This window comes from Saccharospirillum sp. (assembly GCF_040881935.1).
Classification (GTDB): domain Bacteria; phylum Pseudomonadota; class Gammaproteobacteria; order Pseudomonadales; family Natronospirillaceae; genus Saccharospirillum.
This window is the reverse complement of sequence record NZ_JBBECH010000053.1, coordinates 1-25407: the sequence shown is the minus strand read 5'-3', so window position 1 is coordinate 25407 and position 25407 is coordinate 1. Positions and strand designations below refer to the sequence as shown.

At 54.6% G+C, this 25407-nt stretch carries 23 protein-coding genes; 14 read left to right on the top strand and 9 right to left on the bottom strand.

Translation table 11 applies throughout. The features are described from left to right. Positions 1 to 171 precede the first annotated feature (171 nt). On the top strand, positions 172 to 330 hold the full coding sequence (locus WEB54_RS09205) for a hypothetical protein (protein ID WP_368055207.1): 159 nt from the start codon (positions 172 to 174) through the stop codon (positions 328 to 330). Here the strand turns inward: WEB54_RS09205 and WEB54_RS09200 are convergent. The 5 genes from WEB54_RS09200 to WEB54_RS09180 all read right to left on the bottom strand — a co-directional run bounded on the left by WEB54_RS09200 (position 324) and on the right by WEB54_RS09180 (position 4004). Further along, complete coding sequence (locus WEB54_RS09200; protein WP_368055205.1) at positions 324 to 803, bottom strand: methylated-DNA--[protein]-cysteine S-methyltransferase; 480 nt, start codon at positions 801 to 803, stop codon at positions 324 to 326. The genes WEB54_RS09205 and WEB54_RS09200 overlap by 7 nt on opposite strands. Continuing rightward, on the bottom strand, positions 800 to 2185 hold the full coding sequence (locus tag WEB54_RS09195; protein WP_368055203.1) for an AlkA N-terminal domain-containing protein: 1386 nt from the start codon (positions 2183 to 2185) through the stop codon (positions 800 to 802). Before WEB54_RS09195 ends, WEB54_RS09200 begins: the two co-directional genes overlap by 4 nt. 154 nt (positions 2186 to 2339) lie before the next feature. Beyond that, complete coding sequence (locus WEB54_RS09190; protein WP_368054721.1) at positions 2340 to 2636, bottom strand: 2Fe-2S iron-sulfur cluster-binding protein; 297 nt, start codon at positions 2634 to 2636, stop codon at positions 2340 to 2342. 141 nt (positions 2637 to 2777) lie between these two features. After that, positions 2778 to 3026: a hypothetical protein gene (locus WEB54_RS09185; RefSeq protein ID WP_368054723.1), complete on the bottom strand. Its 249-nt coding sequence runs from the start codon at positions 3024 to 3026 to the stop codon at positions 2778 to 2780. Between the two features lie 117 nt (positions 3027 to 3143). Beyond that, on the bottom strand, positions 3144 to 4004 hold the full coding sequence (locus tag WEB54_RS09180; protein ID WP_368054725.1) for a BadF/BadG/BcrA/BcrD ATPase family protein: 861 nt from the start codon (positions 4002 to 4004) through the stop codon (positions 3144 to 3146). A 573-nt stretch (positions 4005 to 4577) separates the two neighbouring features. Here WEB54_RS09180 and WEB54_RS09175 point away from each other — a divergent pair. The 10 genes from WEB54_RS09175 to WEB54_RS09130 all read left to right on the top strand — a co-directional run bounded on the left by WEB54_RS09175 (position 4578) and on the right by WEB54_RS09130 (position 14815). Beyond that, entirely contained in the window at positions 4578 to 5834 is a 1257-nt protein-coding gene (locus tag WEB54_RS09175; protein ID WP_368055201.1) for an ABC transporter substrate-binding protein, read from the top strand. A gap of 114 nt (positions 5835 to 5948) precedes the next feature. Further along, positions 5949 to 6917 (top strand): carbohydrate ABC transporter permease, encoded by a 969-nt coding sequence (locus WEB54_RS09170; protein WP_368054729.1) that lies wholly within the window; start codon positions 5949 to 5951, stop codon positions 6915 to 6917. Between the two features lie 11 nt (positions 6918 to 6928). Continuing rightward, a complete protein-coding gene (locus WEB54_RS09165) occupies positions 6929 to 7768 on the top strand; it encodes a carbohydrate ABC transporter permease (protein WP_368054731.1) in 840 nt (279 codons plus the stop codon). Next, positions 7765 to 8784, top strand: a complete 1020-nt coding sequence (locus WEB54_RS09160; RefSeq protein WP_368054733.1) for a Gfo/Idh/MocA family protein — start codon at positions 7765 to 7767, stop codon at positions 8782 to 8784. The genes WEB54_RS09165 and WEB54_RS09160 overlap by 4 nt, the downstream gene beginning before the upstream one ends. A gap of 13 nt (positions 8785 to 8797) precedes the next feature. After that, positions 8798 to 9805, top strand: coding sequence for an ABC transporter ATP-binding protein (locus tag WEB54_RS09155; protein ID WP_368054735.1), 1008 nt, complete (start codon positions 8798 to 8800; stop codon positions 9803 to 9805). Positions 9806 to 9826: 21 nt separating this feature from the next. After that, positions 9827 to 10711 carry an N-acetylmuramic acid 6-phosphate etherase gene (locus tag WEB54_RS09150; RefSeq protein ID WP_368054737.1) on the top strand — a complete coding sequence of 295 codons (885 nt, stop codon included), beginning with the start codon at positions 9827 to 9829 and terminating at the stop codon, positions 10709 to 10711. After that, positions 10711 to 11484, top strand: a complete 774-nt coding sequence (locus tag WEB54_RS09145; RefSeq protein WP_368054739.1) for a GntR family transcriptional regulator — start codon at positions 10711 to 10713, stop codon at positions 11482 to 11484. The genes WEB54_RS09150 and WEB54_RS09145 overlap by 1 nt, the downstream gene beginning before the upstream one ends. A 193-nt stretch (positions 11485 to 11677) precedes the next feature. After that, positions 11678 to 12820, top strand: coding sequence for an N-acetylglucosamine-6-phosphate deacetylase (nagA, locus tag WEB54_RS09140; protein ID WP_368054741.1), 1143 nt, complete (start codon positions 11678 to 11680; stop codon positions 12818 to 12820). Between the two features lie 239 nt (positions 12821 to 13059). Next, the gene (gene nagB, locus WEB54_RS09135) at positions 13060 to 13842 is read left to right on the top strand and encodes a glucosamine-6-phosphate deaminase (RefSeq protein ID WP_368055198.1); all 783 of its coding nucleotides are present in this window, start codon (positions 13060 to 13062) and stop codon (positions 13840 to 13842) included. 46 nt (positions 13843 to 13888) lie between these two features. Next, on the top strand, positions 13889 to 14815 hold the full coding sequence (locus WEB54_RS09130; RefSeq protein WP_368054745.1) for an NAD(P)-dependent oxidoreductase: 927 nt from the start codon (positions 13889 to 13891) through the stop codon (positions 14813 to 14815). A 114-nt stretch (positions 14816 to 14929) separates the two neighbouring features. Here the strand turns inward: WEB54_RS09130 and WEB54_RS09125 are convergent, their stop codons facing one another. Then, entirely contained in the window at positions 14930 to 15415 is a 486-nt protein-coding gene (locus tag WEB54_RS09125; RefSeq protein WP_368055196.1) for a fasciclin domain-containing protein, read from the bottom strand. Positions 15416 to 15965: 550 nt separating this feature from the next. On the opposite strand from WEB54_RS09125, the gene WEB54_RS09120 reads away from it, so the two are divergent. Both WEB54_RS09120 and WEB54_RS09115 read left to right on the top strand, forming a co-directional pair. Continuing rightward, a complete protein-coding gene (locus WEB54_RS09120) occupies positions 15966 to 17747 on the top strand; it encodes an acyl-CoA dehydrogenase C-terminal domain-containing protein (protein WP_368054749.1) in 1782 nt (593 codons plus the stop codon). Positions 17748 to 18031: 284 nt separating this feature from the next. Beyond that, positions 18032 to 19798, top strand: a complete 1767-nt coding sequence (locus WEB54_RS09115) for an acyl-CoA dehydrogenase C-terminal domain-containing protein (protein WP_368054751.1) — start codon at positions 18032 to 18034, stop codon at positions 19796 to 19798. Between the two features lie 449 nt (positions 19799 to 20247). Here the strand turns inward: WEB54_RS09115 and WEB54_RS09110 are convergent, their stop codons facing one another. Then, positions 20248 to 21033 carry a cyclic nucleotide-binding domain-containing protein gene (locus tag WEB54_RS09110; protein WP_368055194.1) on the bottom strand — a complete coding sequence of 262 codons (786 nt, stop codon included), beginning with the start codon at positions 21031 to 21033 and terminating at the stop codon, positions 20248 to 20250. A gap of 43 nt (positions 21034 to 21076) precedes the next feature. Here WEB54_RS09110 and WEB54_RS09105 point away from each other — a divergent pair, with 43 nt between their 5' ends. After that, positions 21077 to 23401 carry a DNA polymerase II gene (locus WEB54_RS09105; protein WP_368054755.1) on the top strand — a complete coding sequence of 775 codons (2325 nt, stop codon included), beginning with the start codon at positions 21077 to 21079 and terminating at the stop codon, positions 23399 to 23401. 28 nt (positions 23402 to 23429) lie between these two features. Here WEB54_RS09105 and WEB54_RS09100 read toward each other — a convergent pair whose 3' ends face one another. Together WEB54_RS09100 and WEB54_RS09095 are read right to left on the bottom strand one after the other, a co-directional pair. Further along, positions 23430 to 24023 carry a DUF4124 domain-containing protein gene (locus WEB54_RS09100; protein ID WP_368054757.1) on the bottom strand — a complete coding sequence of 198 codons (594 nt, stop codon included), beginning with the start codon at positions 24021 to 24023 and terminating at the stop codon, positions 23430 to 23432. A gap of 188 nt (positions 24024 to 24211) precedes the next feature. Beyond that, positions 24212 to 25213, bottom strand: a complete 1002-nt coding sequence (locus WEB54_RS09095) for an adenosine kinase (protein WP_368054759.1) — start codon at positions 25211 to 25213, stop codon at positions 24212 to 24214. Positions 25214 to 25407: the final 194 nt, after the last annotated feature.

Here is a 25407-nt window from a genome sequence, read left to right as displayed (position 1 = left end):
GCGAGCATTATCCGGCAGGCTCAGGCGCGGGGCGAGTGCAACTGGTCATCTTTTTGATTTTTCGGCCGTGGTGTTCATCTTGAGTTCATTCAATGCGCAATGGTTCGGGTTTCCAAACCGGGCTATAAGGCTGTTAAATTGACGAACTCTAACGGTAGCAGGACCCTGAACATGGCCGACCTGATTGTTGCACTGTCTGACTTACCCGCCATCCCCCCGATTGCCGAAGGGTACGAGCTGGCCCCGGCCAAAGCCTGGGACCGGGAAGTGATTGTCGACTGGGTTTTTATCAGCGTGCTGTTGGTGTGGTACCGCTGCCGGAGTCACTGACCAGCGGCTACAGCCCCCCGCTCCAAAGCCAGTAGCCAGGCTTTGCGCTGCATACCCCCGGCGTAACCAGTGAGGTGACCGCTCTTCCCGATTACCCGGTGACAGGGCACAACGATGGAGATCGGGTTGGCACCGTTGGCGGCCCCGACAGCGCGCACCGCGCTCGGGCGCTGAATGACCCGGGCCTGCTCGGCGTAGTAGCGGGTTTCGCCGTAGGGAATCTGCACCAGAGCCTGCCAGCAGGCCTGCTGGAACTCTGTGCCAGCAGGTGCCAGCGGCAAGTCGAAAGACTGACGCTTGCCATCGAAATAATCGCTCACCTGTTGTCGGGCCCTAAGGGTCACATCGTTTTCGGGAAACGCCGAAGGGTCACCCTCGTCGACGAAATCGATACGAGTAACAGCCTCGTCATTCGCCAAAATGCGCACGGTGCCAATGGGCGTGGGCAGTAAACTCTGGTAAAGGGGTTTCATAGCAGACTCCACATATAAAAGGTCAGGTAACTTTGCCAGGGGGAGGCGTCAGCCGGTTGCCATGCGCCATTCGCCTGACCCAGCGCTTTTTTCACGCCAAGATCAGACCCCAGCCAGATGTCGCTGTCGCCCAGCCCGCGCATGCGTGCGTAATTCACCGTCCAGGGGCCGATACCGCCGAGTGCCAGCCAGTGCTCCGGGTCTGCGGCCTGTTCGGGCTGAGTGTCGAAGAAACGGGCGAAATCGATCAGGCTCTGGCGTCGGCGGCCGGGTATTTTCAAGGTCATCAAATCGCTTTGGGCGAGTGTTGCCGGGGTTGGAAACAGGCGGTGCTCATGGCCTTGCCCGGGCAACAATTCGCCGTGCTCGGCTACCAATTGTCGAACCAGATTGCGCGCCGCTGCCACGCTGATTTGCTGCCCGAGAATCGCGCGAATACCCGCTTCGAAGGCATCCCAGGTGCCAGGCAAGCGCAATCCCGGCCGTTCCGGACCCAATTGGGCCTGAATCGGCGCCAGGTGCGCGTCGATGGTGCTGCTATCGGCATCGAGATCCAGCAATCGGCGCGTCGTACGCACCACTGGCAACAAGGCCACAGGCTGACTGAATTCGAGGCTGACCTCAAAGCCAAAGCGTTCGGGCCGGTGCCAGGCGGTAAAGCGACCGGAGGCGCCGTTGGTTAGACTAAAGGTGCGGCCATAGTAGTCATCGCCGCACCATTCCAGCGTTTCTATTAACCGGGTTTGCATAAAGTCGCGCAACGCCGCCCAGTCGTAAGGTGGGCGGTAGCTCAGGAACAGGCGGATACCAGGCTCTTGAGATCGGCTGCCAGCCGGGCGTCGCAACGAACGCGGCGTCATTCGAAGAACGCTGGCAAAGCAATCGTTGAAGCGACGCACGCTGTTGAATCCGGAAGCCAGGGCCACCTGGGTAATCGGCAGGTCCGTCTGCTGCAGTAAGCTTTTGGCGAACAGCACCTGTTGGTACAGGCTGTATTGTTTTGGGCTGGTGCCAACAGAGCGCTGAAACAACTGACCGAGGTACCGGCTGCTGATGCCGAGCCGGTCAGCGAGGCCGGTTACGCTGCCGTTTATCAAGGCTCCGTCATCAATCAACCGCATTGCCCGTTCCAGCGTGGTGTCGGTGCCTTTCCAGGCCCAGGAGGCCGGGGCACTGTCTGGCCTGCAGCGCAGACAAGGGCGAAAACCTGCATTGGCGGCGGCGATGGCGGTCTCGAAATAGCGGACGTTCTGTTCCTTCGGTGATGGGGCCGGACAGATCGGTCTGCAGTAGATACCCGTAGTTTTGACCGCGACAAAAAACCGGCCATCGAAGCGGTGGTCGCGTGCGAGTCGGGCTTGTTGGTAGTGGCGGTCAGTCACAATATTGTCCTCAGTTCACGAGGATCAGTGTAACCCGAAAAGAGATAAAAACTGGCCGAAAACGGAACTGAATGTAAGCTTGGTGAAGCCGTTAGTTGTTGAAACGGCGTGCACTGATTGAAATTGGACGACTGTCTGACGCGGTAACCCGGTCTCAGGCTTTATCCGAAAATCGCAAGTCCGCTAGTTTTACATGAGTTTTAGGGTAGGCGATGCAGGGAAGTATCCAGCCGTCGGCTTGCAGGCCCGGGTTTAAACCGTAGGGGTGACGGCCCCGGTAATCAATGGCGCCGGAGGTCAGGCGACAGCGGCAAATGCCACAAGCACCATTGTCGCACGCTTTGCGCAGAGTGATGCCCTGATTATCGAGGTTTTGACGGAGGGTGAGGTTGGGGTCACCCTGAATATAGCCGACGGGGGCCTGTTGCCATTGGATGGAGAGGGTCGTCATTGCTATCGCTCTGCTCCTTTTTTGGAATTAGTAACTCAAGACTCGCAGTTTGTACAATGTGAGCGGCATCACCGGTAGCTGTCGCGGGCCATGGCCACTCAACGAACCTCGAAACCTGAGTAGTCAATAATAGGAGCCGGTTTATGGCTTAGCGCCGGGCAGTACTCGCTTGAGCCCTTCAATTTGAATTTCCATAAAATGCTCCAGAATGTGAGCCTGGGATTCCGGGTTCTGGCAGGGTAATTCCTGGGGCCAGTTGCCGCAATAGATCACAGCATCGACTACGCCGGTTTTCAGCAGCAGGGTAATACCGTGAACCATCGACCAGACACTGAAGCAGGCCATTGATTTTTGATAATCGTTCAATTCGATACCGTCGACTTGAAGCATGTCGGCAACGATGTCCTGAAGCACTCTCTCGCCACAAGCGGCCGCACGGGCCAAAGCGTCGGTCAGGTATTTTTGTTCTGGGGTTCAGAAGAAAATCAGGTTGAAAATGCCTGAATGCTAAATCAGGTGGCGAGCCATCCATAAGGCTCCGTCGAGGGCCGATCCAATGGGTTTTTTTATCGGCCATCTGTCAGCAAGACGTTTCGCGAAGAACGGACCCAGCCCTCCCGTAAACGCAACTGGCATAGGAACGTCCTGTGTCTGCAGTGAATCAATAGATTGATGTACCCAGAGCGCTGCGTCAGAAATTATTGTTGTCGCTACAGTGTCGCCTGCTTCACCGGCCGCGATGATTCGAGGTGCAAAAGCTGCAAATTCTGCTGGAGCCGCCATTCGGGCAAAGGTTAACATGGTAGCCAGGTCGCCCATTTCCCGCCATATCTCTCTCGTTAAATCGGAGGACTCTATAAGTCCGTCTCGCACATGCAATGCACGCGACAGTAACGCTCGTCCCATCCAGGCACCACCACCTTCATCTCCCAATAGAAACCCGTACCCACCAACTCTTTTCATTGCGCCATTCAGCTTGGATGCATGTACCGTTCCGGTACCAATGGCTGACATGACTCCATTCTGTGATTGGAATGCGCCATTCAGGGCTGCTTCTACATCACCTACAACGTGAACAGCACCGAATCCCAGCATCTGTTTTATTCGCTCTCCTGCGTTCACTTCGACTGCTCCGGCGAGTCCTAGCACGGCGACAACTTGCGGTTTTAACGTTTCAATAGCAATGCTTGGCGCACTCGCTCTGACCGCCTGACAGGCTGTTTCGTAAATATTGCGCAGAGCCGCCTCGCCGCCTGAAAAGATGTTGGCTGGACCTCCAACCATTACGTCTGTGTAAGTGCCGTCTGGTCTCTGTGCTGCTGCGCGACAGCCGGTGCCACCGCCATCCAGTCCAAGATAGATTGTCATGTTGCTCTCCGGAGTCTTGTCACCACTATAATGCTTCTAATCCCGCCTCGGGGAGTCTGTCGGATTCAGTCAGAACTGGCTGCGCAAACGGGACGACGGACCACTTACTGGCTTCAATCACCCTAAGTTCGACAAATCTAACTATCAAGCACTGATCCTATGAATAAAACAATACCATAGTAATACCAAATAGAAAGTCGATGATCCGGGCTCGAAATCAGTTGGCGAAAGGCATTTTGCTGCTCTAATTTTCAACAAGCGCTCATTAATTAGTTCTGATTATTAACTTTATCGCCGCTATCTGCAGGTTTTTAGCAATATAAGAACATATATACACAAATATTAACCATTGATCATCGAGCGTATTGATGTTGTTGACGTGATTTCAGTGTTGGCAGCGTAGGTTCAAAAAAAGCATGGACAATTGGTATTAAATAGGCATTATACTTATACAAGGAAGTCTAGTTAGTTGCTAGATCGATTAGTGCCGATCGGATAGCTAGGGGACCTTTACGATGGATGCGATCGGGCCAATACACGAGTCCGGCACAACAAGAATAAGAGGTTGATATTATGATTAAAAAAAGCACAGCTGTTTTGTCAATGGCCGGGATGCTCATTACGGGCGGATCAGTACTGGCAGAGGATGTAACGCTGCAAATTGAAAGCTGGCGTAATGACGATATTTCAATTTGGCGTAATCAGATTATCCCCGCATTTGAATCGGAACACCCCGGAATCAAGCTGGATTTCCAGCCGATGGCGCCTACTCAGTACAATTCGGCGCTAAATTCCAAGCTGGATGCCGGCACGGCTGGCGACCTTGTGACTTGTCGTGCGTTTGACGCTTCCTTGCAATTATTTCAGAACGGCCAACTGACTGATCTGACTGACCTTGAGTCCATGTCAAATTATTCCGATGTAGCCCGTTCAGCCTGGTCAACTGATGACGGCTCCCAGACTTACTGTGTACCGATGGCTTCAGTGATTCATGGGTTTATTTACAATCAGGAAATATTTGACGAACTGGACCTGGACGAGCCGACTACAGAGGCTGAGTTCTACGCAGTTTTGGATGCCTTGCTTGAAGACGGTAGCTATATCCCGATGGCAATGGGCATTAACGACCAGTGGGAAGCCGCGACAATGGGTTATGCCAATATCGGGGTCAATTACTGGAAAGGTGAAGAGGGTCGAAAGGCACTTATAAATGGAGACGCCCGCTTAACGGATGAAGAGTGGGTGGAGCCTTTCCGGCAGCTCGAACGTTGGACAGACTATTTGGGGCGTGGTTTTGAAGCGCAAAGCTATCCGGATAGTCAGAATTTGTTCACCCTGGGTAGAGCCGCAATCTTCCCGGCCGGGTCCTGGGAGATTTCGGTGTTTCGTGATCAGGCCGATTTCGACATGGGCGCCTTTCCACCGCCAGTGCCTGCAGGTGCTGACGAATGCTACATCTCAGACCATACTGATATGGGCATGGGGTTGAACGCAAGTTCGCCGCACCAGGAGGAAGCAAAGATTTTCCTGAACTGGATGGGTTCCTCTGAATTTGCGACGCTGTTCGCCAACGCGGTCCCGGGTTTCTTCCCCTTGTCTGATGCGGATTTCAAGCTGGAAGATTCTCTGGCTCAGGAGTTTGTTAGCTGGCGCAATGAATGCAATAGCTCTATCAGGCCTTTCCACCAAATTCTGTCACGCGGCACGCCTAATCTTTCCAACGAGAGCTGGAATACGTCTGCCAACGTAATGCGTGGTACTTCCACTCCGGAGGAAGCTGCTGAAGTCATACAGACTGGTTTGTCATCCTGGTATGCACCACAGCAGTAGCTCTATCGCGCTTGTTGTTCTGGTCTATTTGGGGCTACAGCGGCAAGCGCAAGGTCAGTTAGTTCATTGATGTGCAGGCTCGGATTAGGGGCCTATCGAAGACGGAGCTTAGTAATGTCCATGTCCGAACACACCCCAGTGCTTGTATTAAGCACCAGTCGAAACTTGGAAAAGAAGAAATTTCGCTGGCATATCATCTGGTTCCTGGCGCCCGCTGTTCTTGTATACACGATCATCATGATTATTCCGCTGTTTGCTACATTGAACCTGTCTTTGTTTAATATCAACGAAGAAGGTCGGCGAGTATTTGTTGGGCTGGACAATTTTGCCCACCTGTTTGGCGATCCGTATCTTTCTACCAGTTTTTGGAATGCGGCTGCCAACAATTTCTGGTTCTTCTTTATCCATATGCTCGTTCAAAATCCAATCGGGATTGCCCTGGCCGCCGTGCTCTCGTCTCCAAGGTTACGGTTTGCTTCGTTCTACAGAACTGCCATTTTCATCCCGGCTATTTTGAGCTTTGTAATCGTTGGTTTTGTTTGGAAACTTATTTTATCGCCCCTCTGGGGTGTTGCTCCCTCAATGCTTGATTCAATAGGGTTGGGAGCCTGGTTCGAGCCCTGGCTTGGCCTGGAAAAAAGTGCACTGACGACCCTGGCCTTAATATCGGTGTGGCAATTTGTCGGCATCCCGATGATGCTGATATACGCTGCCCTCCTATCTATACCCGATGAAGTACTTGAAGCCGGAGAAATGGATGGCCTGACAGGCTTTTCTCAGTTCTGGAAGATCAAGCTTCCGCTGATACTTCCCTCGATTGGAATTATTTCCATCCTCACATTTGTCGGAAATTTTAATGCTTTCGACCTGATTTATGTGACACAGGGTGCATTGGCCGGGCCTAACTTCAGTACGGATATTCTGGGTTCGTTGCTATTTAGAACATTTTTCGGTTTCCAGCTTCAGCTTGGTGATCCGCATATGGGGGCTACTGTGGCTACCGTCATGTTCGCAATGATTCTGGCGGGTGTCTCGATCTATCTCTTTGGTATTCAGACACGGCTTCGTCGCTATCAGTTTTAAAGGCTGCAGATATGAGTAAGGCAAGTAAATCATTACCCAGAACAATCGTTGCACACAGTCTGTTGGTATCCTATGTACTGCTGGCTTTGTTTCCGGTGATTTTGATTGTCATTAATTCGTTCAAATCCCGAAGAGCTATATTCAACGATCCGATGGCGCTACCAACGCCCGATACATTCGATACCATCGGGTTCACTACCGTATTGGAGCAAGGGAACTTTCTGCTTTACTTTCAGAATAGCTTTATTGTTACCGTAGCCTCCCTGTTCTTTGTATTGTTATTTGGAGCAATGGCCGCCTTTGCACTGGCTGAATACAGGTTTAAGGGGAACCTGCTGATGGGTTTGTTTTTGGCGCTTGGTATCATGATCCCCATTCGATTGGGTACCGTTGCTATTCTCGAGATTATGGTAGCGACAGGGTTGGTGAATACGCTTACATCGTTGGTATTGGTGTATACAGCACAGGGGTTGCCACTAGCGGTATTCATCCTTACTGAATTCATGAGGCAAGTATCGGATGACCTGAAGAACGCCGGACGTATAGATGGACTGTCAGAATACCGTATATTCTTCACCCTGGCGTTGCCACTGGTTCGACCGTCGATGGCGACAGTTGGTGTCTTCACAATGATACCCATCTGGAACGATCTCTGGTTTCCACTTATTCTGGCTCCATCAGAGGCAACTAAAACCCTGACGCTGGGCAGTCAGATTTTCCTTGGACAATATGTAACTGACTGGAATGCGGTATTGGCAGCACTGACGCTGGCCATTTTACCAGTGATGGTCCTTTACCTGATATTCTCCAGGCAGTTGATCCGGGGTATTACTGCGGGGGCCGTGAAATGATCAGAACGCTCGTTGTCGGGATGGGACAGATGGGTCAAAGTCATGCAATTGCTTACCATGAACATGCAGATTTTGAGATAGCCGGCCTGGTGAATCGCAGCCAAGTTAGCCTTGAACAACCTCTTGATGGTTATGCCGTCGAAACGGATTTCAAAGCGGCACTGCAGCGGTTGCAGCCGGACCTGGTATCCATTGCCACCTACTCTGACAGTCATGCTGAACTTGCGATAGCAGCGATGAAATCCGGGGCAAATGTGTTCGTGGAAAAACCGATTGCTGCAACCACAGCTGATGCACACCGAGTGGCTGAAATCGCGGCTGAAACCGGTTGCAAACTGGTTGTGGGACACATTCTTCGCCACCACCCGACCTGGCAGGCCTTTATCGGGCGCTCACGGGCATTTGGTGGACCCTATGTATTCAGAATGAACTTGAACCAGCGATCAAAAGGGTCGGCATGGGAAGTCCATAAACGGCTGATGGATAAGACCTCGCCGATCGTCGATTGTGGTGTGCACTATGTTGATGTGATGTGTCAGATCACAGATGCCAAACCAGTGGAGGTACGTGCTATTGGTTTGCGGTTGACTGACGAGATAGCACTGGATATGTATAACTACGGACAGTTCCAGGTATTGTTCTCTGACGGATCCTGTGGTTGGTATGAGGCTGGCTGGGGTCCTATGATGTCGGAGACCGCTCATTTCGTGAAGGATGTGGTGACTCCGAATGGCTCGATCTCATTGCGCGAGCCTTTACGGCGTGCGTCTTCGGATCTTGAGGGCCACACAGCTGCGGACGTTCTCGTTGTAGCAGCAACGGGTGAAAATGAAGCGCTTTATGACTTTGATAGCCCTGACCATCAGGGTCTGTGCAACCTGCAAGCAGAGTTTGTCAGTCACGCCATTATCAATAACCTGGATTTAACCCGGCATATATCCGATGTTGTCCGGTCACTCGAGATATGCCTGGCTGCGGATGAGAGCGTGCGCACGGGAAAACCAATCAAGCTGTAATGGAGCTTCACCAATGGGGAAAATGACCCTTACGAATATCTGTAAGTCCTTCGGTTCAGATAATGTTATCCAGGATGTGAACCTGGAAGTGAACAATGGTGAGTTTTGCGTCTTTGTTGGTCCATCCGGTTGTGGTAAGTCAACGTTATTACGGATGATTGCCGGCCTTGAGGACATTACCAAAGGCGCAATCGATATTGACGGGGTTCAGGTCAACAATACACCACCGTCGAAGCGTGAGATTGCGATGGTCTTTCAATCCTATGCGCTTTATCCACACCTGACAGTGGCTTCCAATATGGGCTTGGGTCTAAAGCAGGCTAAAACACCGGCCGAGGAAGTTAAGAAAGCAGTGGCGCATGCATCCGGTATGCTGGGTCTGGATCCGCTGCTGACACGACGGCCAGCTGAATTGTCTGGCGGGCAGCGCCAGCGTGTAGCCATTGGTCGTGCGATAGTACGTACGCCAAAGCTGTTTCTGTTTGATGAGCCCCTGTCAAATCTTGATGCCGCACTTCGCGTACAAACACGCATAGAAATCGCTAAGCTGCACCGTGAGTTGGGGGCTACCATGATTTATGTGACCCATGATCAGGTGGAGGCAATGACTCTGGCGGACAGAATTGTCGTCTTGAATAGTGGACGTGTTGAGCAAGTGGGTGCACCTATGGAGCTGTATAATAATCCAACTAACCTCTTTGTTGCCGGTTTTATTGGCTCTCCGAAAATGAATTTCCTGAAAGCCAAACCTTTGGGTACGGCTGGCGATATTCTGGGCATCCGACCTGAACATCTTGAGATCAGCAAGACCTCTGGACTGGTGAAAGGGACCATCAGCCATGTCGAGCACTTGGGAGGTGAGACACTGGTTTATGTCAATACCGATGTCCATGGTCTGGTGACCGTGCGCTTGTTTGGTGAGCATGCTTATACAGTTGACGAGGTAGTGTTTGTCACACCGGATAACGCTCGAACATTCCATTTCGATACCAACGGTGAACGCATTCAATCGGGTGCATAACATTAACTGAGAGTGACGATTATGACTGAGTTCGTTGACCCACGTTACAAGCAGATTGACATATGGCCCACTAGAACCGCTCTCGCCGCATTGTGGGAGAGCCAACTGGCGGCTGTCGCTGCAATAGAACCGGCGCTTGAGTCATTGAGCAAAGCAGTAGATCTGGCCGTTGCCCGGTTGAGCAAGTCAGAAACTGGTCGCCTGGCCTACACCGGAGCAGGAACATCCATTCGCGTCGCAGTGCAGGATGGCACTGAACTCGGCCCTACCTTTGACTGGCCTGATGCTCGCACCGCTTATCTGGTAGCTGGCGGTCAACGGGCTTTAATGTACAGCATTGAAGGTGCTGAAGATGATTTTACAGATGCCATAGAACAAGTGGTGGAGAACTGCATTGGGCCCGATGACGTACTTGTAGGTGTTGCAGCCAGTGGATATACACCGTTTACGGTAGCAGCCCTGAAAAAAGCTCGGGTGGCTGGTGCGCTGACGATAGGAATAGCAAACAACCCGGGATCTCCACTTTTGGAGGAAGCCGAGGTGTCTATACTGGTTGATACCGGAGCAGAAGTAATTTCCGGTTCGACACGCATGAAAGCCGGGTCTGCACAGAAGATCGTTTTGAACATGATCTCAACTCAGGTAATGGTCGGCCTGGGTCGTGTATATGAAGGTCTGATGGTTGAAATGCGCCCGGCGAACATCAAACTACGTAAGCGCGCGGTCGCTATGGTACAGGCGATTGCTGGCGTTACAGCAGCGCAGGCAGACTCGGCATTGGAAATTGCTGACTGGAAAATTAAGAATGCCGTCCTGATTGCCAGCGGGGAAAAACCTGACGATGCATCTGAAATATTGAAACGCAGTAAGGGTAATTTGCGCACAGCATTGGACAGGATACGTTAATGCCATTTCGCGGGATCGACATGCAACGCGATGATGCAACGCCCATCTACATGCGATTGGCGAATGCAATTCGAACCCAGGTCAGGGATGGCAGCTTGCAGGTAGGAGAAGCATTACCACCTGAACGCGAGCTGGGCGAAGTGACGGGAGTGTCACGGGTCACGGTAAGAAAAGCTATTGAGCTGTTGATGCAAGAAGGGTTGCTTTCCAAAAGGCAAGGGTCAGGAACCTACATTGCGCCGCACATCGAACAACCAAGTTCTGTTTTGACTGGTTTCTCTTCAGACATGGCGAGTCGCGGCTGGCAGTCTAACTCTCAGTGGATCCAGCGCAAGACAGGCACACCCTCCCCGGAGGAGGCCCTTGCGCTGAGCCTCACCACTAATCAGCAGATACATCGGCTAGAGCGTCTTCGTACCGCCGATGGTGAGCCATTGGCAATTGAGCTGGCTGTTATTCCTGTTCTGTTCCTTCCAGACTTGTCGTTGGTCGATAAGTCACTTTACACAGCACTTGAACGCCTGGGGACAAAACCTGTCAGTGGCCTGCAACGAATTACCGCCTCGCTCGCCACGCAAAAAGAGGCCAAGCTACTTGATATGACCAAAGGGGCTGCAGTGTTACGAATTGAAAGGCGTGGTTATCTGTCTGATGGCCGGTGCGTGGAGTTTACCCGGTCAGCTTATCGGGGTGACAGGTACGACTTCCTGAGTGAGTTGAGAGTTAGTGGTTCGCCCGCCGCTGATGGCAAAGATGGGTTAAATGAGAATTAATGTTCGATTAGTACATTATCCGCATTTGTTAACGTTATCTTCAGCCGCAATAAATTTGGCCTAAAAGGTTAACAAGTGTCGCAAGCATTGATTCAACGGATGCATTTTTTGAGTCTGAATACCTTGGCTGGTTGAAAGGCGCCAAGGCTGGGCTGTTCACTAAACTGCTGATTGTCATGAGGAAGAACAACGTATGAAAACGGCCCTGATTGCCCCTGCGGTGTTTGATGGTCTTAATCTACAGGGCCCGGCCGCTCTTTTGATGGACTCGGAGACGCTGGTAGGAATTGTGGCGGTTGATGCGATTCCTTCACAGTATCAATGTGAAACACTAACCAGCGGGATGCTCGCACCGGGGTTGCTGGACCTTCAAGCCAATGGCGGCGGCGGCGCGCTGTTGAACAACGACCCGGGCCTTGTAACGCTGAAAACGATGGCTGAGGGCCATGCCCGAAAAGGGGTGGCACGCATTCTGGCGACGGTGATCTCCGATACCCGAACAGTGACCGAGCAGGCGGTCGAAGCCGCTATTGTGGCCAGTGCTGACCCTCATTCTGGCATTCTCGGCATACATGTTGAAGGCCCATTCTTCAGCAATGAACGCAACGGAGTGCACCATCAGGATCAGCTGCGCAAACTGGAAACGGCCGACTGGCAGTGGCTGGAGCGAGCAGCAACCATCCCGGGTATTGTGACGCTCGCGCCGGAACAAGTGGCGGTTGCCGATATTCAACGCATGGCATCGCTGGGCCTGCGCGTTAGTGCTGGCCACACCAATGCGGTGTTTGATGAAGTTAACGCGGCCATCAATGCTGGCTTGTCCGGCTTTACCCATCTGTTCAATGCGATGCGTCCGCAGACCGGTCGCGAACCCGGTGTCGTTGGCGCGGCCCTGGCCAGTGATGAGTCCTGGTGTGGTGTGATTGCCGATGGCATTCATGTGCACCCGGCGTCTTTGCGCCTGGCTTTAAAAGCAAAGCCCAAAGGCAAGGTGTATCTGGTCAGCGATGCGATGGCAACAATTGGTTCGGTGGATAAACAATTCAGGCTCTATGGCGAGTGGATTTCCGAAGTCGATGGCCGCCTGATCAATGCGGCGGGCCGCCTCGCTGGCAGTGCCATTTCCCTGGTCGATGCAGTGCGCTATTGCTGCGAGCACTTGCAGGTACCGGTCGATGAAGCCATTGCCATGGCCAGCCGATACCCGGCTGAATACCTGGGAATCGACGACCGCTACGGCAGCTTGCGGCCAGGCCGTATGGCTGATCTAACCTGGTTTGACGATACGCTGAACGTTAAGGGGCTTTGGCGGGCTGGTCGTCGGTTGGTGCTATGAGTATACAAGTGGATGCTTTTACTTTTGTGCTAGTCGGACTGTCGGGTGGGTTTATTGGAGGCGCGCCGTAAATACATCCATGTAGGCTCGGAGACCGCATCCCTGCGGTCTAACGGCCACCAATAGACACACCCAACACTCCTCTCTCACGGCCTGTGGTTGAATTGAACGAACTTCTAAAATGTCGCCTACCATGCAGTAAAAGTCTGGTAATTTAGACCATTAAACTGGGTTTTTTTATGCAAATCGTAATTCTGGATACACCCCAACAAGTCGCCAACTATGGTGCAGACCGGTTCGCGGATCAGTTAAAACACAAGCCGGACTCTGTACTGGGGCTCGCCACCGGTTCAACCCCAATTGCCCTATACAGCGCATTGACAGCACGGGTGCAACGCGGGGAATTGAGTTTTGCCAACGCCCGCACCTTTAACCTGGATGAATATCTGGGGTTGGCTGGCTCGCATCCGCAAAGTTATCGATACTTTATGAATGAGCATCTGTTTCAGCATTTGGATATTGCTCTGGCCAATACCGCCGTCCCTGACGGGGCTACTGACAATCCATTGGCAGCGTGCGATGCCTACGAGGCTGCGATTCAGGTCGCAGGCGGGATTGATTTGCAGTTGTTGGGTATCGGTCGCAATGGTCACATTGGTTTTAATGAACCCAGTTCCAGCCTGGCGTCACGCACCCGGGTTAAGACGCTGACGCCGGATACGGTAAAGGCCAACCAGCGTTTCTTTGCTGAAGGTGAGTTCCAGCCGCACCTGTCGATCACTATGGGCATCGGCACCATTATGGAGGCCCGGCAAATTCTGCTGCTGGCGACCGGGCAGAGCAAATCGGCGGCGGTGCGGGCGATGGTGGAGGGCCCGCTCGCGGCGCGTTGCCCGGCCTCGATTCTGCAGATGCATCCGAAAGCCACGCTGGTGCTGGATCGGGCGGCGGCCAGTCAGCTGGAAGACGTTGCCTTTTATCAGTACATCGAACAGGAGAATCAGCGCCTGCCCGGCGTTTGAACTCTGTGATAGGGTAGCGGGTTCACACCGACAACAGAGACGCAGTATGGCCATTCTGGTGGATATGACCGGCAGCGAGAGCCGGCTCGATGCTATTAAAACCGATTTCAAACGCCTGGGTGTTTCCGACCCGGTCTGGTTGCCCGGCGAAGACTACGACCCAGCCAGCATTGAGCTGGTGCTTGCCTGGAAGCCGCAACAGCGAGACTGGTCGGCCTATACCGGGGTAAGACTGGTGCAGAGCTGGGGCGCCGGTGTGGATCATCTGCTGGATGCTGGCTTTCCTGCTGATTGGACCGTGGCACGCTTTATGGGCCAGTCTCTGAAAGACCGTATGGTGCGTTATGTGTGCGCCCAGTTAAGCAACTGGCAACTGGATATGCCGCGTCTGGTTCAAGCCCAAAACGAAAAGCGCTGGGACTGGCACGATGGTCGCTGGGGTGAACAAGTTCTGATTCTTGGCCTGGGTGAGCTGGGTGAGTCGGTAGCGGAAACGCTGGTCGTGCAGGGCTATAAAGTCAGTGGCTGGAGTCAGTCGCCGAAGAAACTGAACGGGGTTGAGTCCCTGACCGGTAAAACTGGCCTGAATGCCGGTTTGGCCAAAGCCGATTATCTGATCAATTTACTACCGCTGACCTCGGCGACCCGTGGGTTGCTGGGCAGTGAACTGTGGGCGCGCTGTGAACGTCAGCCGGTGGTGATGAACGTGGGCCGGGGCGCTTCGCTGGCGGAGGATGATCTGATTCCGGCGCTGGAGGTGGGTCAGCTCAGCGGTGCCATTCTGGATGTGTTTGATACCGAGCCACTGGCTGCTGAAAGCCCGTTCTGGGCGCATCCGAACATTTGGATCACGCCGCACATTGCCTCGATCAGTGATCCATCTGATGTGATTCGACTGGCGATCGATAACTTGCGTCAGGTGAGGGCAGGCGAATCGCCCCGGTACCCGGTCGATCTGAGTCGGGAATACTGAGTCAAACCGTCGCTGGACTCGGATTGAATAGGCAGGGGGTGAATCGCAGACGAAAAAAACGGGCCGAAGCCCGTTAATGCATCACGCTGAAAGCGATGTCTGAGTAGCGTGTTTTTACTCGGTGATGACAGTGTCGATCACATGAATAACGCCATTTGACGTTTCAATGTCAGTGGCGATTACGGTGGCACCGTTGATCATGACATTGCCGCCCATAACGGAGATGTTCAGGGTTTCACCGGTGATGGTTTCGGCGCTGCTCATGCCGACGACATCTGCAGCCATCACTTTACCGGCTACGACGTGCAGGCCGAGTATGGCGCCCAGCGCCGCTGGATCTTCCAGCAGGCTGTTCAGGGTAGCGCTGGGGATTTTGTCGAAGGCGGCATCATTGGGAGCGAAGACGGTAAAAGGACCATCGCCCTGCAGCGTTTCGACCAAACCGGCTGCCTGCACGGCGGCGACCAAAGTATTGAAGTCGTCTGACTCGACGGCGGTTTCAACAATGTCCTTCTCGCTGGCCATGTGACCATCAGCGAAAGCGGTTGCCGCGAAAATTATTGAAGCCAGGGTGAGTGAGGCGCGTTTAATCAAAGTCATGATAGAACTCCTGTCGTGCGTTATCGATTCACTGGTAAAGCGGAATCCAGTGGTTTTAAAGTTGAGATCTGCACTCGACAGATCGAACTGCCCTAGTGGTCCATGCGTGAAGCTCTGGACTTGCTGGCAAAGTGAACAGTGACAGAACTTTCCGCATGGACCACTAAATACGCCCCTGTCTCACCAACCGGTTTGTTAACTGGCTATATCGCGCAAAAATATTCGCCAAACCGGTTCAAATGATCCCTCGTAAACGGCCTGACAGGCTGCTGGATGTCGTTAGAAAGTAAAGAAACAGTGCTACACAGAAGCCCAGGCTCCCTGGACAATCGCGACAGGAATGAGACGGTTTATGCCGGGAAGGAAGCAATACCCCAAGCCGGGCCCGAACCTGTGAGCACAGTGCGGATGGCGCTTGACTTGGCTTGAATGCGAACGTATGTTTCAAACGATCGTTTGAAAACAGAAGTCGGTTCTGTTCCACCCGCTTACGTTATGGTTGAACTGTGCTGACCGTTTACCGCCTTCGGGCCCTATTGAGGTGAAGACAATGCCAGCTTATAAAGCCCCCCTGCGCGATCTGCAGTTCGTTATGCACGAGATGCTCAACGCCGAAGACCACTACCAGGCGATTGGTGCCGAAGACGCCACCCGCGATATGGTCGATGCGATCATGGGCGAAGCCGCCAAGTTCTGTGAAGAGGTGCTGTCGCCCCTGAACCAGGTGGGCGATCAGGAAGGCTGCACCTGGAACGACGATGAAGTGATTACACCGACTGGCTTCAAAGCCGCCTATCGGCAGTGGGTCGATAACGGCTGGCCTTCACTGGCGCAACCGACCGAGTTTGGCGGTCAGGGCCTGCCGGATTCGATCGGCAGCGTGGTGTCTGAAATGGTGTCGACCGCTAACTGGGCCTGGGGCATGTATCCGGGGCTGTCGCACGGCGCGATGAACACCATTGAACTGCACGGCACCGATGAGCAGAAAGAGGTTTATCTGTCGAAACTGGTGTCGGGCGAGTGGACTGGCACCATGTGTCTGACTGAGCCGCATTGTGGTTCTGACCTGGGCACCTTGAAATCCAAGGCTGAAGAAAATGCCGACGGCTCTTACGCCATCAGCGGCACCAAAATCTTCATCTCGTCCGGCGAACACGACATGGCCGAGAACATCATCCACATCGTTCTGGCCCGTCTGCCCGGTGCGCCGGAAGGCACCAAGGGCATTTCGCTGTTCATCGTGCCGAAGATCCTGCCCGATGGCACGCGCAACGACGTAAAATGCGGCTCTATAGAGCACAAGATGGGCATTCACGGCAACGCCACTTGCGTGATGAACTTTGATGGTGCCAAAGGCTTTCTGATCGGCCCGCCGAACCAGGGCCTGAAGTGCATGTTCACCTTTATGAATTTTGCCCGTTTGGGTACGGCGATGCAGGGTGTCGCTTCAGCTGAACTCTCGTTTCAGGGTGCTCTGACTTATGCCCGTGATCGACTGGCCATGCGCAGCCTGACCGGCCCGAAAGCCCCGGATAAAATAGCCGATCCGATCATCGTGCATCCTGATGTTCGCCGCATGCTGCTGACCCAGAAAGCCTTCGCCGAAGGCGGCCGCATGATGATGATGCATGCGAGCCAGATGGTCGATCTGGTCAAATACAGCAAAGACGAAAATCAGAAAAAAGAAGCCGATGATCTGCTCAGCTTCCTGACCCCCATCGCCAAAGCTTTCCTTACCGAAGTGGGTACCGAGGCGGCCAACCACGGTGTGCAGGTCTACGGTGGCCATGGCTACATTCAAGAGTGGGGCATGGAGCAAATCGTTCGTGATAACCGTATTGCTCAGCTGTACGAAGGCACTACGGGCATTCAGGCACTTGATCTGCTCGGCCGCAAGGTGCTGATGACTCAGGGCGAAGCGCTGAAGAATTTCACCAGGATCGTGCACAAGTTCTGCAAGGCAAACACCGAGAACGAAGCCATTAAACCGATGGTGACTCAGCTGGCGACTCTGAACAAAGAGTGGGGCGACCTGACCATGCAGATCGGCATGAAAGCCATGCAAAACCGTGAGGAAGTCGGCGGCGCGGCGGTCGATTATCTGATGTACTCAGGCTACGCTGTGCTGGCGTACTATTGGGCGCTGATGGCTGAAAAGGCTCAGGCAACCCTGGCTGCCGGCACCGACGAAGTCGATTTCTACCAGGCCAAGCTGACCACGGCTCAGTTCTACTTCGACCGGATTTTGCCACGCACCGCCGGTCACAAAGGCTGCATTCTGGCCGGTGTCGACAGCACCATGGCACTGGATGAAGCGCACTTCGCGTTTTAATTGTCTACCTTTAAAACGGGCTCTGATGAGCCCGCTTTGTTAAGTGACACTAGCTCGGAGTCTGGGCCTACTGTGTGCCGGGAATCCGTATCAGTCACCGGGCATGGCTCTCCGGGGTCGGCGTGGACCCATCCATGGGGCCTAGATCGCAGCATCCATGCTGCGAACTTCCCCGGATAGCCATGCCCGGCACCTGATACTTGGCTTGTAGCCAACTTTGAAAATTAATGTAAGACAGAGGTTCGTTTTACTTGCTGTCCGTCTCAGAAACCAGGTAACCGATCATGGCAAATTACAAAGCACCGATTCAGGACATGCAGTTCGTACTGCACGACGTGTTCAAAGCCGACGACCTCTGGGCCAGTATGCCCACCACGTCAGAAGTGACGGCGGATCTGGTGTCGGCGATTCTTGAAGAGGGCGCGCGCGTTTGTGAAAACGAGTTGTTCCCCATTAACCGTCAGGGCGATGAGGAAGGCTGTACCTGGCAGGATGGCGACGTAACAACGCCGACCGGTTTCAAAGAGGCCTACGCGACCTACGCGGAGAGCGGCTGGCTGAGTCTGGGTGGTGATCCGGAGTTTGGCGGTCAGGGCATGCCGAAAATGCTGACCGTTATGTTCGAGGAAATGGTGTACGCCGCCAATACTTCGTTCGCGCTGTACCCGGCGCTGACCGCGGGTGCCTGTTTGTGTTTGCTGCACCATGCCAGTGATGAGCTGAAGCAAACCTATTTGCCACCGATGTACGAAGGCCGGTGGTCGGGTTCTATGTGTCTGACCGAGCCGCATTGCGGTACGGACCTGGGCATTATGAAGACCAAGGCGGTGCCCGGTGACAACGGTACCTACCAGATCTCGGGCACCAAGATTTTTATTACCGGTGGCGAGCACGATCTAACTGAAAACATCATTCATCTGGTGTTGGCCAAATTGCCGGATGCCCCGGCCGGACCGAAGGGTATTTCGCTCTTTGTGGTGCCCAAATTCAAGGTTAACGCCGATGGCTCGCTGGGCGAGCGTAATTTGCTGGCCTGTGGCTCGATTGAACACAAGATGGGCATTAAGGGCTCGGCGACCTGTGTGATGAATTTCGACGGCGCCGAAGGCTACCTGGTCGGTGAAGAACACCGCGGCCTGGCGGCCATGTTCACCATGATGAACTATGAACGTCTGTCGATTGGCTTGCAGGGTGTGGGTCTGGGCGATGTCTCTTATCAGTTGGCGCGGGACTACGCCCGTGAGCGCATTCAAAGCCGTTCACCGGCGGGCAAGGTGCAGCCGGATCAGGTTGCAGACCCGATTATTGTGCACCCGGATGTGCGCCGCATGTTGCTGACCCAGCGTGCCTATATCGAGGGTGGCCGGGCTTTTGCGGCCTATGTCGGCATGTGGTTGGATATGGCCAAGGGCCACCCGGATGAGGCCACACGCACCAGGGCTGAAGGCCTGGTGGCCTTGCTGACGCCGGTCGCCAAGGCCTATTTTACCGATCGTGGGCTCGATGCCACTGTGCTTGGCCAGCAGGTGCTGGGCGGCCATGGCTACATTCGCGAGTGGGGCCTGGAGCAGTTCGTTCGGGATGCTCGAATCGCCCAGATCTACGAGGGTACCAATGGCATTCAAGCGCTGGATTTAATGGGCCGGAAAGTAGCGGCCAACCAGGGTGCGTTTTTCCAGAGCTTCCGTCAGGAGGTGCAGGCTTTTATAGATGACAGTTTGAATCTTGCCGAGTTTACCGGGCCGCTTGCTGACGCTCTGGCCCGATTGGACGACGCTACCGAGGCTGTTCTGAATCAGGTTAAAAACGATCCGAACGCCGTAGGCGCGGCCAGTTGCGACTACCTGAATCTCTTCGGTCTGACGGCATACGCCTACATGTGGTCGATGATGGCGAAAGCTGCCCAAACTCGGGATTCCGAGTTCCATCGCACCAAGCTGGAGACTGCCCGGTTTTTCATGCAGCGCTTGTTGCCAGAGTCACTGGGTTACCATGCCAAGGTGCTGGCGGGAAGCGATACTCTGATGGCCACGCCTGCCGAGGCTTTTTAACGGCTATCTCTCCGAGAGCCTGTTCCCGGCAGGCTCTGAATGACCAGCTGCAGTTTGGCGGAATGTCGAACGAAGATTGGGTCGCGGGCAACAGGCCGGTATCCAGCTGTCGCGATAATTCGCGGCTTCGCCAGCCTGGTGGCAGAGCCGTTCCTGTCGCGGATGAAGGGTAACCGGTTAGGGAAACAGCCTACCTTGGCCGACTCAGCTGCCCACTGAGGGGTCCTTTGGGTACTACAGTTCAGGTTCATAAAACCAGGTTTCATATTCATAAAACCAGGCACAGTTCTGAAAACCAGTATGTGGTCTTGCATCCTGCACCGGGTACATCCGATGTACCCCAGCTCGTCCTGAGCAATGAAGCCATTATGCAGTGACCCGGGTGTCGGCAAAAGGCGTCATCGGTGACACCCTGTGTAGGAAATTGACTACAAAGGTCACTTTGCTCGTCACCACTGTGACTCGGTTAACTGGGTATTCAGCGATTGAATGCTGCGCGCCATGTTTTCGATGAGCGTCAGCACGGTATCGGGGTGGGATTTGATCAGGGAGATGAACTGGTCTTTAGGTACGGCGAGCACAGTGCAAGGTTCGGCGGCGATGACCGTAGCTGAACGAGGTTTGCCGGTGAACACGGCCATGGCGCCGAATATTTCGTCTTTCAGTACCTCGCCGACCGGGGCACCAGAGACGGTAACATTAGCTTTACCGGTCAGGATGGTGAAGACTTCATGGGCGGGGTCGCCCTCGGCGATGATGGTTTCACCGGCGGCAAAGTTCAGGAAACCGGTTAGCGGTTGCTGTTCATTCTCGGTCAGATACCGGCCAAAAGCATGCATGAACAGGGCGGATAGCGAAATATGATAACTGGTCCAGATCGACTGGCGCTGACGGCTTTCCAGGCAGTGTTGCAGGAGTGTATCGGCAGGGTAAGCCTCAAGCTCGACCGGTCCGTCGCTGCTGATGCGAAACGACGGCAACTGGTAGCAGTCCGAAAGGCCAATCACATCACCCGGTTCATAATAAATGCAATGCCGTTCCTGCTGGTGCCCATGTAGGGTACCACTGCGCAGAATGAACAGGGTTTCGCGAGTGTGGCTGGCGTACAGATCGGTGATCGAATCCAGAGAGAGTAACTGGCCTTCCGGTCGGTCTTCAAACAGCTTGTCGGCCAGAATTCTCAGGCGTTCCTGCAATTGATCGGTAACTGGCGACCGCTCACCCAGTAAAAGCATATACAATTCCTTTGAAGTCTTTGCCGTCAGTATAGCAATAGCCATGCCTCAGAACAGCCAGTTATCGCCATCGGCCTTCGTACTTAGTCGACACTGGTCGGAAAACGACCAGGGTATTCAGCTGCGTTACTGGTTGAAAACCGGTGATCAGGTACAGTGCTGGCAGATGGCCAACCAGCGTTCAGTTTGTTTTATCCCGGTGGTCGAACGGGCTGCCTGGGGCCGGGTCTGGTCGTCACTGGATCAAAACCCTGAGATTGGCGATTCCGAACTGAAATTGCTTAGCGGCGAGCCGGTTGTGCCGGTGTATAGCCTGCAGTTCAGTGCCCAGCGAAAATGGGTTCGGCGAGGTCGGGATCAGCAATTGCGAGTCTGGGAAGACGATATTCTGCCCTCCGACCGTTTTCTGATGGAACGGTTGATAACCGCCGGCGTGCAATTGGATGGCCAGCGCCCTCGCCCGGCCCGGGTTCGCCCCACCCTGAAGGTCCTGTCGCTGGACATCGAGACCGCCTGGTTCGTTCCGGGCAAGGTACCTGATCTGTACAGCATTGCCGCCGTCACCGACACCGACAGCGCGGTCTGGGTGGTTGACCGGGGGCAGCACAAGGCAGAGCAGACCGCGGATGATTTTTACTGGGTCTCTACACCGCGTGCCGCCCTCGACGCTTTTATCGACTTTGTACAGCTAACGGAACCGGATGTGCTGGTAGGCTGGGCCGTCGTCGATTTCGACTTGTGGGTTTTGCAACAGCACTGCGATCAGTTGGGCATACCCCTGGCAATCGGCCGTGACCGGCAACCGGCGCGCTGGCAGGGCCGGGAGTCGGGTAGACAGCGCATTGAACTGGAAGGGCGCCAGGTCGTCGATGGGCCCGGCACCCTGCGTTCGGCCGCCTGGTACCTTGAAAGCTATTCGCTGGAAGCGGTATCGCGTTCGCTGCTGGGCCGGGGCAAGGCCATTGCCGACAGTGATGATCGCGTTGGCGAAATCGAGCGGCTGTACCGCGAAGATCCGTTAGCGCTCTACACCTATAACCGCGAAGATGCCCAGCTGGTGCTCGACATCTTCAACACCGCCGATCTCTGGGGTTTTCTGGTCGAACGGGCGCACCTGACGGGTCTGACACTGGGCCGAATCGGAGCCTCAGCCGCCGCCTTCAGCTATGTGTACCTGCCGCGCTTGCATCGGGCCGGGCGGGTCGCGCCCTCGGTGGGCGACCAGAGCCTGACCGAGTTGAGCCCGGGCGGCTTTGTCATGGACAGCAAACCGGGGCTTTATGACAACGTTCTGGTGCTCGATTTCAAAAGTCTGTACCCAAGCATTATCCGCACCTTTCTAATCGACCCACTCGGGTTGCACCTCGGTCTTGAAGGCCCCGAGACAGAGTCGGTGCCGGGCTTTCTGGGCGCGCGATTTCATCGCACCGGGCATCTGTTGCCGGGCGTTATCGACCAGCTCTGGACTGCCCGGGATGAGGCCAAACAGGCCCGCAATGCGCCGCTTTCTCAGGCGATCAAGATTCTGATGAACTCTTTCTATGGAGTATTGGGCAGCAATCTCTGTCGTTTTTTTGATCCGCGCCTGGCCAGCTCTATCACCCTGCGTGGTCACCAGATACTGAACGAGAGCCGTGACTTCATTGAACAACAGGGTCATCAGGTAATTTATGGCGATACCGACTCGGTGTTCGTCTGGGTCGACCAGCATCCGGATCCGGCCGCCCTGGGCCAACAACTGGCCACCCAATTGACGGCTTGGTGGCAACAGCGATTGGGTGCAGAATTCAACCTGGAATCTCATCTGGAAATGGAATACGAGACGCATTACCACCGCTTCCTGATGCCCACGATTCGCGGCCAGGAAACAGGTTCGAAAAAGCGCTACGCGGGCATGGTGATGCAGGACGGCGAGCCTGAGCTGGTGTTCAAGGGGTTGGAGGTAGTGCGATCTGACTGGACGCCGCTGGCCAAGACCTTTCAGCGGGAACTCTACCGGCGGGTCTTTATGCATGAGGATGTCACCGGTTATGTAAAATTCGAGGTGGCGGCGTTGCTGGCTGGTCAGCGAGATGACGACCTTACCTACCGCCGAAGACTGCGCCGGTCACTGGCGTCCTACGAAAAACAGAAACCACCCCACGTTCAGGCAGCGCTGAAACGCAAGGAGCGGCAACCGCAATGGAGTGGACGCGAAATCCGCTATCGAGTGACGCTCAACGGCGTGGAACCGGAACCCTTCGTCGAGTCACCACTGGATTACGACCACTACCTCGACAAACAACTGGCACCTATAGCCGATGGCATTCTGCATTTTCTGGGGACGGATTTCGCGGCGCTGGTGGATGAGCAAATGACGTTGTTTTAGTGGCAACGGACCGCCGCTGAAAGTTGCATCAGTTGACCAAGCTGACGTTGATGTCTTCGCCCTGGCTGCGCAGGGTGAAGCTTTCCGGGCTGAATGAGGTAAAGGTGTAGCTGAGCTGCACGGGTTCTACCGAGCGTTGCAGGCCAGCCCCTCCGCTGCCTTCTTCAATGAACTCGGTTATAACGCTGAGGGTACGGTTTTCCAGTCGCCAGATGCCCTGATAGGCATAGATCGACTGATCTGAGCGGGTCTGGGTGAAGCGGATGGCGCCGTTTTCCTGAATGCGAATGCGGGTTTCGCCACCGTTGGCGCCGCGACCGAACCAGGTGCCGTTCAACTGGGCGGCATTGACTTCAATCGCCTCCTGGCGTTGACCGCGAATGCTTACTTCCTCGGCCTGGGCATCGCGTGGGGGGCGGTCACCATAGTGAACGATGCCTTCGGCATCGGTCCAGGTGTAAATCTTGCCTTCGGCCAGGGCGGAACCAGCGGTGACGGCCAGCAAAGCGGCCAGTGTTACCGACACTGCTGAGCGTGTCAGTCGAGCAGCCAGCTTTCTATATGCCAACTTTTTATAGGCCAGCTCACTATATAATACCAAGTACAGGAAACCTTGTTTCATGGGAAATCCTTAAACTTTAATCATTGGCTGCACGGTCGCCTATGCAATAACGCCTTAACGGCGTGCAACGCTTGTGAAAGCCAGTGTAACCCTGTGGCTGTCAGAAAGTGAATGTTTTGCTGTGACCCGTTCGACACTTCTCCCAACGGGCGGGTGGAAACCGGTCATCAGCCCCGTTTGGCCATGACTTAGTGGCCCAGAATGCGTTTTCGGCAGTCGAGCAGCTGCGCCTGATCGAGCCGGGCACCCGAATGCTGAACCTTCACCGCCGAGGCCAGGCTCGCCAGCGCGCCTGCCGTCTGGTAGCTGTGCCCTTGCGACAGACCATACATAAAGGCACCGGCAAAGGTATCGCCTGCACCGGTGGTATTGATCGCCTTAACCTTGTGCGCCGGGATCTCAAAGCGGGTGTGGCCGTCGAAGGCAATAGCGCCCTGATCGCCGCGGGTCATCACCCAGGTGTCGGCCAGGTCATCGAGGCTGGACAGGGCGTCTTCCAGATCCGGCTTATGGCTCCAGATTCGTGCTTCTTCTTCGTTGCAGAACAACAAATCGCATCGGTCGCTGAGCAGTTCGGTCATTTCCTCACGGCACAGGCGAACGACGGCCGGGTCGCAAAAGTTGACGGCAATTTTCTTGCCCAGTTTGCGTGCCCGGTTGCGGCAGGCGAGGGCGGCCTGGTGGCCCAGGCTGGAAATGGACAGATGCCCTTCCAGAAACAGCCAGTCGGCCGCGGCCAGGGCCTCGAAATTGACATTGTCTATGCCAATGTCGTCGGTAATGCCGATATAGGTGTTCATGGTGCGCTCGGCATCCGGAGTCACCATGATCAGGCAGACGCCGGTATGGCCATCTTTGACGCGGTCGTGCGGGTCGGTGACCACGCCAGATTCGGTCAATTGCTGAATGTAGAAATCACCGTCGGCGTCATCGCCCAAACGGCAGGAAAAATGGCATTTTGCGCCCAGTTGAGCACTGGCGGTCAGGCTGTTGGCGCCACTACCGCCGTTCATGCGCTTGAGCAGGGTGCCCTCGCGCGAAGCGGCCGCGCGTAACGTGCGGCTGCGTTCGAAATCGATAAGGGTCCGGTGAGCTTTGGCCACGCCAAGCGTGCCCAGAAAAGCTTCATCGACGCTGTATTCTTCATCTACCAGCGCCTGGCCGACGGCGTAAATATCGAGATGACTCATTCGCATAACTACCTGTTAGTCCGGTGGGCACCGGAGAAATGACGAACGGCCAGCGTCTGTCAAACAACGTCGGCGACCGGGTGGGGCGGGGCAGTGTACTGATCCTGATCATTCAGTCAAATCCCATGCAACGTTTCCCAAATAGGTTTTCTGTCAAGTTTCTGAGTTTGCCAGAATGACTAGCGCCGGGTACC